The sequence below is a fragment of the uncultured Shimia sp. genome, assembly GCF_947493595.1.
Classification (GTDB): Bacteria; Pseudomonadota; Alphaproteobacteria; order Rhodobacterales; family Rhodobacteraceae; genus Shimia.
Genome location: NZ_CANLRL010000004.1, coordinates 20,787 through 38,128, shown reverse-complemented (window position 1 = coordinate 38,128; position 17,342 = coordinate 20,787). Strand labels below are relative to the sequence as shown.

13 protein-coding genes and 1 riboswitch are annotated in these 17,342 nt (G+C 57.6%); of the genes, 6 read left to right on the top strand and 7 right to left on the bottom strand.

Features of this window, described 5'->3' with window-relative positions:
- Nucleotides 1-282: an integration host factor subunit beta gene (gene ihfB, locus Q0955_RS11595; protein WP_294113766.1), complete on the bottom strand. Its 282-nt coding sequence runs from the start codon at nucleotides 280-282 to the stop codon at nucleotides 1-3.
- Between the two features lie 252 nt (nucleotides 283-534).
- Nucleotides 535-1,815 carry a DUF3422 domain-containing protein gene (locus Q0955_RS11590; RefSeq protein WP_299424427.1) on the bottom strand — a complete coding sequence of 427 codons (1,281 nt, stop codon included), beginning with the start codon at nucleotides 1,813-1,815 and terminating at the stop codon, nucleotides 535-537.
- A gap of 189 nt (nucleotides 1,816-2,004) precedes the next feature.
- A riboswitch (FMN riboswitch) is annotated at nucleotides 2,005-2,211 on the top strand.
- An 84-nt stretch (nucleotides 2,212-2,295) separates the two neighbouring features.
- Between Q0955_RS11590 and Q0955_RS11585 the strand changes: the two genes are divergently transcribed.
- The gene (locus Q0955_RS11585; RefSeq protein ID WP_299424426.1) at nucleotides 2,296-3,183 is read left to right on the top strand and encodes a DMT family transporter; all 888 of its coding nucleotides are present in this window, start codon (nucleotides 2,296-2,298) and stop codon (nucleotides 3,181-3,183) included.
- 241 nt (nucleotides 3,184-3,424) lie between these two features.
- Here Q0955_RS11585 and Q0955_RS11580 read toward each other — a convergent pair whose 3' ends face one another.
- The 3 genes from Q0955_RS11580 to Q0955_RS11570 form a co-directional block, all read right to left on the bottom strand.
- The gene (locus Q0955_RS11580; RefSeq protein ID WP_299424424.1) at nucleotides 3,425-4,867 is read right to left on the bottom strand and encodes an NAD(P)(+) transhydrogenase (Re/Si-specific) subunit beta; all 1,443 of its coding nucleotides are present in this window, start codon (nucleotides 4,865-4,867) and stop codon (nucleotides 3,425-3,427) included.
- A gap of 13 nt (nucleotides 4,868-4,880) precedes the next feature.
- Entirely contained in the window at nucleotides 4,881-6,452 is a 1,572-nt protein-coding gene (locus tag Q0955_RS11575) for a Re/Si-specific NAD(P)(+) transhydrogenase subunit alpha (RefSeq protein WP_299424422.1), read from the bottom strand.
- 135 nt (nucleotides 6,453-6,587) lie between these two features.
- Complete coding sequence (locus tag Q0955_RS11570) at nucleotides 6,588-7,046, bottom strand: isoprenylcysteine carboxylmethyltransferase family protein (RefSeq protein WP_299424421.1); 459 nt, start codon at nucleotides 7,044-7,046, stop codon at nucleotides 6,588-6,590.
- A gap of 349 nt (nucleotides 7,047-7,395) precedes the next feature.
- Here Q0955_RS11570 and Q0955_RS11565 point away from each other — a divergent pair, with 349 nt between their 5' ends.
- From Q0955_RS11565 to Q0955_RS11555, 3 genes are all read left to right on the top strand, one after another.
- Entirely contained in the window at nucleotides 7,396-8,148 is a 753-nt protein-coding gene (locus Q0955_RS11565) for an SDR family oxidoreductase (RefSeq protein ID WP_299424419.1), read from the top strand.
- 129 nt (nucleotides 8,149-8,277) lie between these two features.
- On the top strand, nucleotides 8,278-8,964 hold the full coding sequence (locus tag Q0955_RS11560) for a pentapeptide repeat-containing protein (protein WP_299424417.1): 687 nt from the start codon (nucleotides 8,278-8,280) through the stop codon (nucleotides 8,962-8,964).
- Between the two features lie 374 nt (nucleotides 8,965-9,338).
- Nucleotides 9,339-10,598 (top strand): NAD-dependent epimerase/dehydratase family protein, encoded by a 1,260-nt coding sequence (locus Q0955_RS11555; protein WP_299424416.1) that lies wholly within the window; start codon nucleotides 9,339-9,341, stop codon nucleotides 10,596-10,598.
- A gap of 170 nt (nucleotides 10,599-10,768) precedes the next feature.
- On the opposite strand, the gene Q0955_RS11550 is transcribed toward Q0955_RS11555, so the two are convergent.
- Both Q0955_RS11550 and Q0955_RS11545 read right to left on the bottom strand, forming a co-directional pair.
- Nucleotides 10,769-11,548 (bottom strand): gamma-glutamyl-gamma-aminobutyrate hydrolase family protein, encoded by a 780-nt coding sequence (locus Q0955_RS11550; protein WP_299424414.1) that lies wholly within the window; start codon nucleotides 11,546-11,548, stop codon nucleotides 10,769-10,771.
- A 126-nt stretch (nucleotides 11,549-11,674) separates the two neighbouring features.
- Nucleotides 11,675-13,807, bottom strand: a complete 2,133-nt coding sequence (locus Q0955_RS11545) for a malate synthase G (protein ID WP_299424413.1) — start codon at nucleotides 13,805-13,807, stop codon at nucleotides 11,675-11,677.
- 210 nt (nucleotides 13,808-14,017) lie between these two features.
- Between Q0955_RS11545 and pepN the strand changes: the two genes are divergently transcribed.
- A complete protein-coding gene (pepN, locus tag Q0955_RS11540; RefSeq protein WP_299424412.1) occupies nucleotides 14,018-16,603 on the top strand; it encodes an aminopeptidase N in 2,586 nt (861 codons plus the stop codon).
- Entirely contained in the window at nucleotides 16,603-17,340 is a 738-nt protein-coding gene (locus tag Q0955_RS11535) for an SDR family oxidoreductase (protein WP_299424410.1), read from the top strand. Before pepN ends, Q0955_RS11535 begins: the two co-directional genes overlap by 1 nt.
- Nucleotides 17,341-17,342 lie beyond the last annotated feature (2 nt).

Below are 17,342 nucleotides of genomic sequence, written 5' to 3'. Positions count from 1 at the left end.
TTACTTTCCGTTTAAACGATCCCGCAAAAGCTTGCCGGTCTTAAAGAACGGCACGTGCTTTTCTTCCACTTCCACCGATTCACCAGTGCGCGGGTTGCGCCCAACGCGGGCGTCACGCTGTTTGACGGAGAACGCGCCAAAGCCCCGAAGCTCAACACGGTCGCCGCGGCTCATCGCTTCTGTGATCTCTTCAAAGATCGTATTCACGATGCGCTCCACGTCGCGCTGGTAGAGGTGTGGGTTTTCGTCTGCGATTTTCTGAATCAATTCCGAACGGATCATCGGTGTCTATCTCCCTGAGGGCGTGCAGGTCTTTTCGCGTGCATCTTCTTGACTATAAGAAGAAACCTGAAGAACGGAAACGAATTGTCCCCTTTCCTTGGTGGAAATCCGCTCAATTCACCGATTTTTCCGGCACAGCCGCCTTTGAAACCTGCAATTTCTTGCCCTTAAGGTCGATGCGACCCGGCGTCACCCGTCTCGCCGCGTCGCAGAGAAGCCATTGATTCGCAACAAAAAGCCAAACCGCCTGTGTCAGTGCATCTTGGCCTTGATGCGCCGCACCATACCCCAGACCCCCAGCACCACAATGGGTGTCAGCACCGCCAGAACCACCCCTTTGCTCATGCCCAATGGCGTCGCCAACGGATAGACCAGATAGCCCGCCAAAGAGACCGCGTAGTAGCTGATTGCCACCACAGACAGTCCTTCCACCGTCTCCTGTAAGCGCAGAGCCAAGTCCGCCCGCCGATCCATGCTCTCCAACAGCGCCTGGTTCTGCGCCGAGCGCGCCACCTCCACTTTGGTCCGCAACAATTGCGCCGCGCGCCCCACCCGCTCCGCCAAAGACTGCAACCGGGCTTCGCTGTGGTCCACCGTGCGCATCGCCGGCTCATACCGGCGGATCATAAACTCGCTGAATGTCTGCCGCCCATGAAACCGCTCCTCACGCAGGATCTTGATGCGTTGCTGCACAATGCCCTCATAGGCACTGGTCGCGCCAAACCGGAATGACGTGTCTGCAATCAACCGCTCCACATCGCCCGACAACGCCAATAGCGCCTGCAAAGTCTCCGCCGCATCATTCTCATCACTGCGCAGATGCCCCATCAATCGCGCCGCGTCACTTTCCAACGCCCCCAGCTCGCGCGAGATCGCTTTCACGCGGAAATAACCCAGCATCGACATGCATTTGTAGGTCTCGATCTCACACAGCCGTTGCACCACACGGCCAACACGCCGTGCCCCGGTTTCCGGCGCCACAAACACCGCCATGTTCTGATGCCCGTTGGCCGCGATCCGGAAATCCGTCGCCACCACACAGGAATGATCCAACACATAGTTCGCCGCCACGGTCTCCGGCAGGAACCACTCATTGATCGAGGTGAGCATCTGCTCATCGCTCGGCATGTTCTCCACCCGGATCATGATCGAAGTCACCCGCTGCCCCGGCGCCGCCGCCAGCCAGTCCTCCGGGAACACATCCAGATCCGCCGGATCAAACGCCCGCGTGCTGACCTGAGGCAGGAACATCGTGTAGGTCACAAACTCCGCGTGCTGTTCCCACTTCAACGTGTCCCGCCCGATCTGGCAGGTAAAATGCGTGGCGCCCGGCTGCGGATGTGGCGCGCCATATCGATCAAGCAGATCATAAAGGTGATCCAACTCCGCCGCCGTGTCCAACCCCACCTGGTCTGGCGGAATGCGCCAGGCGATATAGACCGCCCGACACGGCGCACTCAACGTCGGAAACGGACGCGCATGCAACTCGTTGGCCAATTTGTAGCGCAGCGGATGGTCTTGAATGGCGGACATGCTCTTCTCCTGTTCGCGCCAAACTTACCCAGCCCCACTCAAAAGTAAATGTTTTTGTTCATTTTCAAGCACTTGCCGGAATACCACCGCATACCAACCGGGCACTACAAATGAGATCGCTAACATTTGCCCCCTTGCTCTCCCCCATGCCCCCGCCTATCCCTACCGCTGCGGCCCATCTCCGGGCCGTAACGTTCTCAGGGCGGGGCGAAATTCCCCACCGGCGGTAAGCAGCTTTGCTGTAAGCCCGCGAGCGGCTTTTTTTGTTGGAACGCGTCCTCATCCCCAAAAGTGGGAACCGGTTTTGGGACAAGATGCGGAGCCAATAAGAAAGTGTCAGCAGATCAGGTGCAACTCCTGAGCCGACGGTCACAGTCCGGATGGAAGAGAGCGGGAAGAACCTGAACAGTGCTGGCAACGGCGCTGTTTGGCCTGTCCTGTTTTGCCTTGAGTTGTGAGCGCAGACGAAAGGACAACGCCATGACTCGCATTTTTAGAAATACCCGCCCGGCCACCGCCGGGGCTTTCCTTATGATTTTTGCCGGATTTCTGTTCGCCGTGGTCAACACCGTCGTGCAGTGGGGCACGATGAAAATGGGCCTGCCCCCCACCCGGGTCGCCTTCTGGCAATATCTGATCGCCACGCTCTGGCTTGTGCCTTGGATTGCCCTCAAATCTCCAGACGCCTTACGCACAAAAGCCCCGCTCAAACACCTGCTGCGCGTGGGCTGCGCGGTGATTGGCGTGCAGCTTTGGGTAACCGGCTTGGCGCACGTACCGATCTGGCAGGCCATTGCCCTGATCATGTTGTCGCCATTCTTTGTGACCGTCCTGGCCAGCCTCTGGCTCGGTGAACAGGTCTCCGCCCACCGCTGGGGCGCAGTGGTGATCGGCTTCATCGGCGGTATGATCATTCTGGCCCCGTGGTCAGATGCTTTCACGCCACACGCGCTCTATCCGGTTGGCGCCGCGATTTTCTGGGGCCTCACAAGCCTGATGACCAAACAAATGAGCACCACCGAAGGCCCGGCCACTTTGACGCTCTATTTACTGATGTTGCTCACCCCGATCAACGCCGGCTTGGCGCTGGATGCAGGTCTCGGCTTTGAGGGCCTCACGGCTGGTGTCCTTTTGGTTGGCGCAGGCCTTTGCACCGCAATCGCGCAATACGCCTTGGCCCGCGCCTACAGCATCGCTGACGCCGCCTATCTGCAACCATTTGACCACCTCAAACTGCCGTTCAACGTCGGTCTCGGCCTGGTGGTCTTTGGCTACGCTCCGCCCGGCAGCCTGTGGTTGGGCGCCGCCCTGATCGTCGGAGCCTCCTTTACACTCATGCGCCAAGAAGCCCGCTTGCAAACCGCCTGAGATATCAGCGTGGCTCAAGCCCACAGGCTTGAGCCTTGAGGGGCGCTACCCCTGCCACAGCAAGCTGTGTCTTCCCCGGGATATTTCAAGAATGCGAAAACGGCAGGAGCCAACACGCCCCTGGCTTCTCATTCACCAAATATCCCCGCCGGAGGCTTCCTTGCTTTCCACTTTCACCACCGCACATAAAAAGGGCGCCCCGTTCTAGGGCGCCCTTTCCACACTCTATGGCAGTGATCAATTACTCAATCATACCCAGCAACTTATCGAGGCTGGCTTTCGCGTCACCATAGAACATGCGTGTGTTCTCTTTGAAGAACAGCGGGTTTTCGATGCCGGAGTAGCCGGTCCCCTGACCACGCTTAGACACAAACACCTGCTTGGCTTTCCAGCATTCCAGTACCGGCATCCCCGCGATGGGGCTGTTCGGATCTTCCTGAGCTGCCGGGTTCACGATGTCGTTGGAGCCAATCACGATGGCCACATCCGTATCCGGGAAGTCATCGTTGATCTCGTCCATCTCCAGCACGATGTCATAGGGCACCTTGGCTTCGGCCAACAGCACGTTCATGTGCCCAGGCAGACGACCCGCAACCGGGTGGATTGCAAACCGCACCTCTTTGCCTTTGGCGCGCAGACGACGGGTCAGCTCCGCCACGTTCTGCTGTGCCTGTGCTACCGCCATGCCATAGCCCGGGATAATCACAACGCTGTCCGCATCTTCAAGCGCGCTGGCAACACCATCCGCTTCAATCGCGATCTGCTCGCCTTCCACTTCCATGGCCGGACCAGTGGTCCCACCAAAGCCGCCAAGGATCACCGACACAAAAGAGCGGTTCATCGCCTTACACATGATGTAGGACAGGATTGCACCGGAGGAGCCCACAAGCGCACCAACCACAATCAACAGGTCGTTGCCCAGCGAGAAACCAATCGCCGCAGCCGCCCAGCCAGAGTAGCTGTTCAGCATGGAAACAACCACCGGCATGTCCGCGCCACCGATACCCATGATCAGGTGATAACCGATGAACAGCGCCGCAATGGTCAGGATCAGCAGTGGCAGGAAACCACCGGTGTTCAGATACCAGATCAGGCAAAGCAAAGAGAGACCTGCGGCACCCGCGTTCAGCAAGTGACCACCTGGCAGCTTTTCAGCGTTGGAGGACACTTTGCCGGACAGTTTGCCATAAGCAATCACGGAGCCCGTGAAAGTTACCGCACCAATCCAGACACCCAAGCTTAGCTCCACCAGCAGAATGCTGATCTCAACGCCGGATTTCTTGGCAATCAGCTTGCCAAAGGTGCCAAGCTCTTTCACCGCATCCGGACCTGCCGCCACAGCTTCCGCCGCGTTGCCAATCTCAAAATGTGCATTGAAGCCCACAAACACTGCCGCCAGACCAACCAGCGCGTGCATGCCAGCCACCAGCTCCGGCATCTGGGTCATCTCGACCTTGGACGCCAGCTGATAGCCAATCACACCGCCCGCCGCGATCAGCGGAATGGACAGCCACCACAGCCCCGCACCGGGGCCGATCAATGTGGCAAACACCGCCAGCGCCATGCCGGAAATGCCGTACCACACCGCGCGCTTGGCGCTTTCCTGATTGCTCAGCCCCCCCAAGGAGAGGATGAAGAGCACTGCCGCAACAACGTAAGCTGCGGTCGTAAAACCGTATTCCATTGCTCAGACCTCCTTAGGACTTCTGGAACATGGCGAGCATGCGCCGTGTCACGAGGAAACCGCCGAAGATGTTGATCCCGGCCATGAAGACAGAGAGCGCCGCCAGCAGGATCACAAGGAAGCTGCCAGAGCCAATCTGCATGAGAGCCCCCAAGATGATGATCGAGGAGATCGCGTTGGTCACAGCCATCAAAGGTGTGTGCAGCGAGTGCGCCACGCCCCAGATCACCTGGAAGCCGACAAAACAGGCCAATGCAAACACAATGAAGTGCTGCATAAAGCTGGCCGGAGCCACAAGACCCAGCAACAGGATCAAGGCCCCGCCGCCGCCCAACAGCATCACCTGCTGTTTGGTTTGCGCTTTGAACGCCGCCACTTCGGCCGCACGTTTTTCTTCCGGTGTCAGTTCCGGCACAACTTCTTTTGGCTTGGCCGCAATTGCCGCCACTTTTGGTGGGGGTGGTGGGAAGGTGATGTCGCCTTCAAAGGTCACGGTCGCGCCGCGGATCACATCGTCTTCCATGTCGTGGTTGATCTGACCGTCTTTCTCAGGAGTCAGGTCAGTCATCATGTGACGGATGTTGGTTGCATATAGGCTGGAAGACTGTGCCGCCATACGGGATGGGAAGTCTGTGTAGCCGATGATGGTCACGCCATTCTCGGTCACGATCTTCTCGTCCATCACGGTCAGCTTACAGTTGCCGCCCTTTTCCGCTGCCAGATCGACAATCACCGAACCCGGCTTCATCGAAGCAACCATGTCTTCGGTCCACAGCTCCGGTGCTTCGCGGTTTGGGATCAACGCGGTGGTGATCACGATATCCACTTCCGGGGCCAGCTCACGGAATTTTGCCAGCTGTGCTTCGCGGAACTCCGGGCTGGACACAGAGGCATAGCCCCCTGTTGCCGCGCCATCGGCCTGTTCTTCCTCAAAGTCGAGGTAAACAAACTCAGCACCCATCGATTCAACCTGCTCCGCCACTTCCGGACGCACGTCAAACGCATAGGTGATCGCGCCCAAAGAGGTCGAGGTGCCAATCGCGGCCAAACCGGCCACACCGGCGCCCACAACCAGAACCTTTGCGGGCGGCACTTTGCCTGCGGCGGTGATCTGACCGGTGAAGAAGCGGCCAAAGTTGTTGCCAGCTTCGATCACTGCGCGGTAACCCGCGATGTTGGCCATAGAGGACAGCGCGTCCATCTTCTGCGCGCGCGAAATGCGTGGCACCATTTCCATGGCAATCACGTTGGCGCCTTTGGCCTTCGCCGCTTCCATGCCGTCTTCGTTCCCTGCCGGGTTGAAGAAGGAGATCAGCGTTTTGTCCTTGGTCAGGCGCTTGAGTTCCGCAGCATCCGGTTGGCGCACTTTGGCGACAATGTCAGACGCTTTCCAGAGAGCCGCTGCGGTCTTGATAACCTCAACACCGGCTGCCTCATAGGAGGCGTCCGAAAATCCCGCACCGGCACCGGCGCCACTTTCAATGGCGCACTCATAACCGAGCTTCTGGAGCTGTTTGGCAGAGTCCGGAGTCATCGCGACCCGGTTCTCACCGTCAAACACCTCTTTTGGTGTACCTATCTTCACCTTTCTTATCCCCCTTCAGAGTCAGAGCAATAATGTTTCACGCAGACCATGCTGCACTTGCATAATGTTTTAACGCCACCTGAATTGCTGCACAAGCAAACAAGCAACTTACCGTATTTCTGCGACGCAACGGCATCACACCCACCTGCGCACTTTCTCGCAATAGCGCGCAAAATCCATCCGAAATGTCTTCCGCAGACGATTTTCTTCTGGAATGACAAAGCGTTTTTCCAAAATCCACAGGAACACCGGCACCAAAGGTAGGGCCAGCACCGCATCCCAGTAGAGGATCAGCCCCGCAAGGATCATCACATCTGCGAGATAGATCGGATTGCGGCTGCGCTTGAAAATGCCGCTTTGTACAAGGCGAGCACTGTCATGGTGCGGATGTATTGTGGTCTGATGCCTTCGCATCTCAACAACCGCCAATGCGGTCAGAACCACACCGCCGCCAACCAACACCCCGCCCAGCAGGTCCGCCCAGACCGGACCAAAGCTCAGCCCCATGGACCAATGGTTGGCTTGCAGCCACGCCACCGCTAAACCCGCCAGCAACCAGACCGGCGGAATATCAATCGACCGCAAAACCCTCATTGGCCCATCCCTTTCCGGCACGGACCAAAGCGCCAGCGCACCGACCGGCCCCAAATTGGTATTATCTTTACGCGTCGTTGTCTCATGTCTCTTGGTTTAACGATCCGTTGATACACTGCAATGATGCAGATCCGCCGTGCGTCAAAAAGGGCCAGAAAGCCGCATGCCACGCCCAAAAAAGGACAGGAGTTTTGCCCGAAATGCCATTTCAAGCGCATTTTCCGCACACGGCTTCGGACATTTTGACCACCTACTCCATTTTTGTGACCCTGCGGCGCAAACAACCAGAAGGCTTGTCCGGTCTTATTCGCCCGCTAAGGTGATCCCGATACAGCATTGGGAGAGCGACATGACACTATCGGGCAAACACGCATTGGTCACCGGCGGCGGTACCGGGATTGGCCTCGCCATCGCCAAAGCGCTGGCCGCAGAAGGTGCCCAAGTCACCATCACTGGCCGTCGCCTCAATGTGTTGGAAGAGGCGGCCACTAAGGGGCTGTTTCCCCTCGCCATGGATGTTGCGGATGAGGCCTCTGTGGTAGACGGCGTCGCCGCGGCAGTAGCTGCGCGCGGTCCCATCCAAATCTGTGTCGCCAACGCGGGCATCGCCGAGGGCCGCGCCCTGCATAAAACCGACATGGCATTCTGGCGTAAGATGATGTCGATCAACATTGACGGGGTCTTCCTCACCATCCGCGAAAGCCTCAAATCGATGAACCAGACCGATTGGGGCCGCGTCATGGTGATTTCCTCCATCGCCGGTCTGCGCGGATTAAAGGGCGCCCCCGCCTACTCCACCTCCAAACACGCCGTAAACGGCATGATCAAATCGCTGGCCGCCGACTATGCGCTCAAGCCCATCACCTTCAACACCATTTGTCCGGCCTATGTGGAAACCGCGATCATCGATCAAAACATCGAAAGCATCATGGCCCGCACCGGCTGTTCTGAGGAAGAAGCCCGCCACATGATGGTCGGCGTGAACCCGCATGGGCGCCTGATCAAACCGGAGGAAGTGGCCCACACTGCACTGTATCTCTGCTCCGACATGGCCGACTCCGTCCGAGGGCAAACGCTACAAGTCGCTGGCGGTGAAATGTAGACACAAACGACCGCCAGCATTGCGGGAGCGCCACGGCTCCCGCTCCCGCATTCGGCTTGGCCTTCCCAAACCGCAAATTCCGCCGTATGGCTTGGGGTCTACCCCACATTTCAGTGTCTGGAGCCGCGCGTGACTGTCAAAACCCACCAGTTTGTTGATTGCAGTCCCTCCCGGGCGGAAATTGAACGCGCCAGCAGAACCGGCCAGCCACACACGCTCACGCGCTGCACCTTGGTAGGGTGCGATCTTTCCGATCTCGACCTCACCGGCTGGCGGTTTGAGGGGTGCAACCTGTCTCAGGCCTCTTTCAAAAGCGCCACACTGGAAGACGTCACTTTCAAAGGCTGCCGCGCCAGCGGTGTCTTGCTTCAGGGCGCCAACTTTTCCGAAGGCACCATCGACGGGGGCGATTTCAGCAACGCCAATCTGCGTGGCGCCACCCTAACCCATTCAAAATTCCGCAATTGCAAAATGACCGGCGCTGACCTCAGAGAAACCCACTCTCTTGGCATCGAGCTTGAGGACGTGTTGTTGGCCCTCGCTATGCTGCCCAAATTCTCGTTTCGCAAAATGACCCTTAAACGGGTGGATTTTACCGACGCGGATATGAGCCAATGTGATTTTCGCGACGCAGTGTTTGAAGACTGCTCCCTGCGAGACACGCATCTGATCGACAGCCGTTTTGAGAACGCGGACCTGCGGGGCGCCGACTTGGGCGGGATCCGTCTCTCAGACCTAAAACGCTTCAAAGGCGCCATTCTCTCCAAGCAACAAGCTGCGATCTTGCTGGGGCAACTGGGTTTGCAGGTACATTAACAGCCCAAGTGGCCGCCTCTCCGAACAAGACTTCCGAGACGCAGAACCGGACAACTCGCTTTCCAAGCGGGCAGGCAAAATGTGCGGAAAAGTTCCAGCCACCGAAATTGCGGCCTCTCTCAAGGCGCCTCTTTGGGATAGTCTAACCGATGCCTCAAGCACGACTTGCCACAACAAAAAAGCTTTACGTCCGATTATCCGCCGCCGTACGCTTCCATTACTTTCACAAAATCCGAGGGGCGCAACACAAATAGCTGCTCCACAACCCTCCGTTTAAGAGACTTCTTTGGATCAAATCACATTCCGGCGAGGCTGGAAACCGCCAGCTCAACAATGCAAATCCAGTCTTTCAGCCTGAAATCAGGAGAACGCGTATGAGTAATGTCTTAGTAATTGGTGGCGACGGCTTTTGCGGCTGGCCCACCTCCCTCTATCTCAGCGAACAGGGCTACGACGTCACCATCGTGGATAATCTCTCGCGCCGCAAAATCGACAACCGCCTCGGCGTGGTCAGCCTGACCCCAATCAAATCCACGCAAGAGCGAATCGAAGCCTGGAAAGAGGTCAGCGGCAAAACCATCAAATTTGTAGAACTGGACGTCGCGCAGGAATTTGACGACCTCGCCATCCTGCTTGGCGAGCTTAGACCCGACGCGGTGGTGCATTTTGGCGAGCAGCGTTCTGCGCCCTACTCCATGCGCGGCGCCTGCCCCAAGCGCTACACCGTCGACAACAACATAAACGCCACTCACAACATTCTCGCCGCGCTGGTGCTGCTTGATCTAGACGCCCACGTTGTGCACCTCGGCACCATGGGCGTGTATGGCTACGACGGCGCGGGCCTGGAAATTCCTGAAGGCTATCAACAAATCATGGTGCGTGGTGACGACAACGTCATCCACAACCGCGAAATTCTCTACCCGTCCAATCCGGGCAGCATCTACCATATGACAAAAACCATGGATCAACTGATGTTCCAATTCTACGCCAAGAACGACGGCATCCGCGTGACCGATCTGCACCAAGGCATTGTCTGGGGCACCCAAACCGATGAAACCCGCCGAGACGAACGGCTGATCAACCGTTTTGCCTATGATGGCGACTACGGCACGGTGCTCAATCGCTTCCTGATGCAGGCCGCCATTGGCTACCCGATCACCGTTCACGGCACCGGTGGACAGACCCGCGCCTTCATCCACATCCGCGACACCGTGCGTTGCATCGAACTGGCAATCTCCAACCCACCGGAAAAAGGTGACCGCCCGGTCATCCGCAACCAGATGACCGAAACCCACCGCGTGCGCGAACTTGCCGATTTGGTCGCCCGCCTGACCGGCGCCGAGGTCGCCATGGTCGACAACCCGCGCAAAGAAGCTGCCGAAAACGACCTGCGGGTGTCAAACGCCAGCTTCCTCAAGCTTGGTCTCAATCCAACCACTTTGGCCGAGGGCCTGCTGTCTGACACTTATCAGGTCGCGCAAAAATACGCGGATCGGATCAATCGGGATCGGGTTGCCGCCGCCACAGTCTGGACCAAGAACCAGAAGCCCGGCGTTGTCACCGTGAAAGCGCTCGAAGAGGGCAAGGCTCGGGGTGACACGGGCGACGTGGTGCACATGCAAGACAGCGCCTGAGGCAAACATCAGCAAAGGGCCTGGCGCTGCCCCGAGCCCTTTCGCCATCTCATTGCGCGGTCGCTACGGCGTTAACGAATACATATTCCAAATTTATGGACAGTCGCGAAACAGTCGCAATACCGACAAGATACCGACGTGAAAATCAGCACCGTTTTGGTGGTTAACCTTTAGGCAGACTTGAGCATGGACCGCGCTTCTTGTCCCTGCGCCCAGGCCCGTACGGCTTCGCCAAAGGCCTCAAACAACGGACGGCTCACCGGATCATTCGCCGCATCCCACTCCGGGTGCCACTGCACCGACATCGTGAACCCCGGCGCGCCATCAATATAGATCGCTTCTGGCGTCTCATCCGGCGCATAACCATCTATAATCACACGACTTCCCGCGCGCTTGATGCCTTGCCCGTGCAGCGTGTTGGTCATCACTTTCTGACTGCCAAACAGATTATGGAACGGCCCGTTCTCGCTGAACTCCACCGTATGGCGCAGCGCAAACTTTTCTTCCAACGTGCCATCCGGCGGCATTCGGTGGTTGTCCCGCCCCGGCAAGTCTCGAATTTCCGGATAGAGACTGCCACCCATCGCAACGTTAACCTCCTGAAATCCCCGACAAATCCCCATAAACGGCTGCCCAGAGTCCACACAGGCCCGCACCAGCGGCAACACAATCGCATCGCGCGCACGGTCAAATTCCCCATGCGCCGCCGTCGCCGCCTCACCGTATTCTTCAGGGTGCACATTCGGCCGCCCGCCTGTCAGCAAAAACCCGTCACATTTCTCCAGCAACTCATCCACTGAAACAAACCGCGGATCAGCCGGAATCAACAGAGGCATACAGCCAGAAACCCCTGAAACCGCTTCGGAATTCATGGTTCCCCCGGCGTGCGCCGGATATTGGTCATTGATCAGATATTGGTTGCCGATGATCCCGACGACAGGACGCGTCATGCTGGCCTCTTTGACTTGTTGCGCCGCTAACCATAGGACGCGCTTCCCAAATGAGAAAGCCCCGAAGCGTTCACATCATTCAAGACAAAGAAAAAAGGCCGGGGCATCCCCCGACCTGATTGATTGTTAGGCTTGTGCCTTAAGCTCCAACCGCCGCGCATGCAGCACCGGCTCGGTATAGCCTGATGGTTGAATACGCCCCTTGAACACCAGGTCACAGGCCGCCTGGAATGCAATCCCGTCAAAGCCCGGCGCCATCGGCGCATAAAGCGGATCATTGGCATTCTGCCGGTCCACCACAGCCGCCATCTTTTGCATCGCCGCCATGACCTGCGCTTCGCTCACCACACCTTGGTGCAGCCAGTTGGCCAGACCCTGGCTGGAAATCCGGCAGGTCGCGCGATCTTCCATCAGGCCCACATCATTGATGTCCGGCACTTTGGAGCAGCCCACGCCTTGATCCACCCAACGCACCACATAGCCCAAAATGCCCTGCGCGTTGTTTTCGACCTCGGCGGCAATCTCCTCCTCTGAGAGGTTCTGCCCGTCCATCACCGGCACTGCCAGCAAGTCATCCAATGTGCCACGCGCACCACCCGCCTTAATCTCTTCCTGACGCGCCAGCACATCGACCTCATGGTAGTGTGTGGCGTGAAGCGTCGCTGCGGTTGGCGATGGCACCCAGGCACAGTTTGCGCCAGATTTCGGATGGCCAATCTTCTGCTCTAGCATCGCGCCCATCAGGTCCGGCATGGCCCACATGCCTTTGCCAATCTGCGCCTTGCCTTGAAGTCCGCAAGCCAGACCGATGTCCACGTTGCGATCCTCATAAGACAATATCCACGGCGTGCTCTTCATCTCACCTTTGCGCAGGAAAGCGCCCGCTTCCATAGAGGTGTGGATCTCGTCCCCCGTGCGGTCCAGGAACCCGGTGTTGATAAACGCCACACGTCCCTTTGCGGCCCGGATACATTCCTTGAGGTTGGCGCTTGTGCGGCGCTCCTCGTCCATGATGCCCATCTTCACCGTGTTGCGCGGCAGGCCCAGAATGTCCTCGACCTTGGCAAAGATCGCATCCGAGAACGCCACCTCTTCCGGCCCGTGCATCTTCGGCTTCACCACATAGACCGAGCCATGCACCGAATTGCCGCTCTCTCGCTTCAGGTCATGCATCGCAATCATCACGGTCACGAGCGCATCCATCAGCCCTTCGCCAATCTCATTGCCCTCCCGATCCAGCACCGCTGGGTTGGTCATCAGATGGCCTACGTTGCGCACCAACATCAAGGAACGGCCTTTCAGCGAGGTTTGCGCGCCGTTCGCTGCGGTAAAGGAAACGTCATCTTTTAGGCGGCGCGTAAAGGTCTTGCCGCCTTTGGAAACCTCTTCAGCGAGATCACCCCGCATCAGGCCAAGCCAGTTTCCATAGGCCACAACCTTGTCTTCCGCGTCCACACAGGCGACGGAATCTTCACAATCCATGATCGTGGACAGCGCGCTTTCCAGCGTGATGTCATTGATACCCGCTTTGTCAGATGCGCCAATATTGCCCGTGCGATCCACTTCAACAATCACATGTAGACCGTTGTTTTTCATCAAAATACGCGAGGGCGTGACGGCGCCTCCCACGTAACCAACAAACGCGCCTTCAGCCTTCAGGGCTGGCACAAGCTGCCCACCTTCAACCAACAGTCCGTCAATGTCTGCCCAGCTGCCCTCAGCCAACGGCAGTGTCTTGTCTAGGAAATCTCGACCCCAGGCGATCACGCGCGCCCCACGCGCCGAATCGTAGCCCTTGCCGGACGGCAAATCACCCATCGCATCAGTGCCATAAAGCGCGTCATACAGGCTGCCCCACCGGGCATTAGCCGCATTCAATGCAAAGCGCGCATTGGTGATCGGCACCACCAGTTGCGGCCCGGGAATCGCCGCGATCTCAGGATCAACATTGGCGGTTTCCACGGCAAAGTCTTCGCCTTCGGCCACCAGATAGCCAATCTCTTGCAGAAATGCTTTATACGCCTCCGCATCATGCGCCTGACCTTTGCGGGCCAAATGCCAGCCGTCAATCTTCTTCTGAATCTCTTCCCGCTTGGCGAGCAACGCGCGGTTGTTTGGCCCAAACTCATGAGCCAATACGCTCAAACCTTGCCAGAAAGCATCCGCAACGATGCCAGTTCCAGGAAGTGCCTTACCCACAATGAAATCATAGAGCTCGTCGGCAATTTGCAGCCCGTGCTGCTCAATTCTCTTGGTCATTGTGAAACTTCCTCATCTCTGGCGTCGCGTCTCAATTAGTGCACATGTTTTCTATAGGCAATAAAACCGCTTACCCTCCTTTCCCAAAGGGATTTTCAACTTTTTCCATAGATTTGCGAAACTGCACATCCATTTTGTGAAAAATCACCTACCCCCTTGCGGGTACCGCGCGAAAAGCTACACCAAGATGAGCAACCAATGGAGACCGTGATGAAAGACGCCGCGCCACAAACGATCTATCTGAAAGATTACACCCCGTTTGGCTTCATCGTGGATGGCGTCGAACTGACATTTCGCCTGCACCCTACTAAAACACGAGTGCTCTCCAAAATCGCCTTCCGCCCCAATCCTGAAGCCACAGACAAGCGGTTTTTCCTTCACGGCGAACAACTGAAGCTAATCAGCACCAAGATCGACGGCGCAGACGTTACGCCCCGTACAGTGGACGGCGGCATCGAAGTTGATGCACCCGATGGCCCTTTCACCTGGGAAGCTGAGGTCGAAATCAACCCGCAGACCAACACCACACTCGAGGGCCTCTACATGTCCAACGGCATGTATTGCACCCAGTGTGAGGCCGAAGGTTTCCGCAAAATCACCTTTTACCCGGACCGCCCAGATGTGATGGCCACCTTCACCGTGCGCATTGAAGGCGACGTCGAAAGCACGCCAGAGCTACTCTCCAACGGCAACGGCGAAGAATACGGCAGCGACCTGACAGTCACGCCCAACAGCAACTATGCCGTTTGGATCGACCCTTGGCCCAAGCCGGCTTATCTCTTTGCCTTGGTGGCTGGCGATCTGATTGCCCATGAAGACACATTCAAAACCATGTCCGGCAAAGACGTGCGCCTGTCGATCTACGTCCGCCCCGGCGATGAACACAAATGTGCTTTCGGCATGGAAGCCCTTAAAAAGTCAATGAAATGGGACGAAGACGTCTACGGCCGAGAGTACGACCTCGATGAATTCAACATCGTCGCGGTGGATGATTTCAACATGGGCGCGATGGAGAACAAGGGGCTGAACATTTTCAACAGCTCCTGCGTCCTCGCCTCACCGGAAACCGCGACAGATGGCAACTTTGAGCGCATCGAAGCCATTATTGCACATGAGTATTTCCACAACTGGACCGGCAACCGCATCACCTGCCGTGACTGGTTCCAACTCTGCCTGAAAGAAGGCCTGACCGTCTTCCGCGACGCACAATTCACCGCCGACATGCGCTCTGAACCAGTCAAACGCATCGACGACGTGCTTGCCTTGCGTGGCCGCCAGTTCCCCGAAGACCAGGGCCCCCTCTCCCACCCAGTGCGTCCCGAAAGCTTTCAGGAAATCAACAACTTCTACACCGCGACAGTCTATGAAAAAGGTGCCGAAGTCATTGGAATGCTGAAGACATTGGTAGGTGACAACGCCTATGCCAAAGCGCTCGACCTATACTTTGACCGCCACGACGGTCAGGCCTGCACGATCGAGGACTGGATCAAAGTCTTTGAAGACAGCACCGGCCGCGACCTCACACAGTTCAAACTCTGGTACTCGCAACCCGGCACGCCCGAAGTCACCGTGCGCGAAGAATACGAGGGCGACATTTTCACTTTGCACCTGAGCCAATCCAGCGCTCCAACGCCGGGTCAGGATACAATGGCTCCACAGGTCATCCCGGTGGCTGTGGGCCTGCTTAATGACAATGGCGATGAAGTGCTGCCCACCGAGATTCTAGAACTCACAGAAGCAGAGCAGACCTTCACCTTCAAAGGCCACGCCACCCGCCCTATCCCCTCAGTATTGCGGGGCTTTTCCGCCCCGGTGACGTTGACCCAAGGCATCGACAACGCCCGCCGCGCGTTCTTACTCGCGCATGACACCGATCCGTTCAACCGCTGGGAAGCGGGCCGCGATCTCGCACGCGACAGCCTGATTGGCACGATTGTGGATGGGACTGCCCACAACGACGACTATCTCTCTGGTCTCAAAACACTTTTGCGCGACGACAGTCTTGATCCGGCCTACCGCGCCTTGATGCTTGGGCAGCCGTCGCAATCCGAACTTGCGGGCATCCTGCACAAACAAGGTCACACACCAGACCCGGCCGCAATCCACGCCGCAACCGAAGCCCTGCGCGACGCCAAGGCCAAGGCCTTTGCAGACTTGCTGCCAGAAATCTACACAGCCAATCAGGTCGCAGGCACCTTCTCCCCAGACGCTGAACCCGCTGGCAAGCGCAGCCTTGCAAACGCTGCGCTCTCCTTGCTGACACGATTGGACGGAGGCGAAGCTGCTAAGAAGCAATACAATTCCGCGGACAACATGACTCTGCAACTCGCGGCCTTCGGCGCCTTGCTGGATGCGGGCAAAGGGGAAAATGCCGTCGAAGCCTTCTATGACCAATGGAAAGACGACCGGCTGGTGATCGACAAATGGTTCTCCATGCAGGTCATGTTTGCCAAACCCGAAGACCTTGCCACAACTGTCGCCACCCTCACCCAACATGCTGACTTTGATTGGAAAAACCCCAATCGCTTCCGCTCTGTGATGGGGGTCATGGCCGCCCATCACGCAGGTTTCCACCACGAGTCGGGCGCCGCTTATCAAGTGCTGGCAGATTGGCTGATTAAGCTGGACCCTGTGAACCCTCAGACCACCGCGCGCATGTGTAGCGCTTTCCAAACATGGAAGCGCTACGATGCCAACCGGCAGGCGCACTTGCAAACACAGCTTGAGCGCATCGCCGGTCAGGATGGTTTGAGCCGCGACACCACCGAAATGGTGACCCGCATTCTGGAGGCATAATGTCCAAAGTTCTACTGATCACCGGCGCCAGCGCAGGCATTGGCGCGGCCACCGCAAAACTGGCGGCCAAAGCCGGCTATGACCTCGCACTGAACTACCGCAGAGACACGCAAGGCGCTGAAATTATTTCGGAAACCGGACGCGCATTGGGCGTCCGTACGGAACTTTTTCAAGCCGACGTGGCAGATCCCGACCAGGTCGAGGCCATGTTCAAAGCCATCGACGCAAGCTTTGGCCGCGTAGATGCGCTAACTAACAACGCCGGCATCGTGGACCAAGGTGCACCTGTGACCGCCTTCACCCACGCACGCCTGAAGCGTATGTTTGATGTCAACGTGATCGGCGCCATGTTGGTCGCCAAAGAAGCGGTGATCCGCATGCAAGCGCAAGGCGGCGGCGCCATCGTCAATGTCAGCTCCGTGGCCTCCCGCACTGGCTCCGCCAATGAATATGTCGACTATGCCGCCTCTAAGGCAGCCATCGACACTTTCACTAAGGGACTGGCCGACGAGGTCGCCACACAGGGCATTCGTGTAAACAGTCTCCGCCCAGGCATCACCGACACAGAGATCCACGCTAAAGGCGGCGCACCGGACCGCGCCAGCCGTCTGGCACATAAGATTCCTATGCAACGTCCTGGCACCGCAGAAGAAATTGCCCGCGCCATTCTGTTTCTACTGTCAGATGACGCCAGCTATATCACCGGCAGCACACTCGATGTCTCAGGAGGCCGATGAAA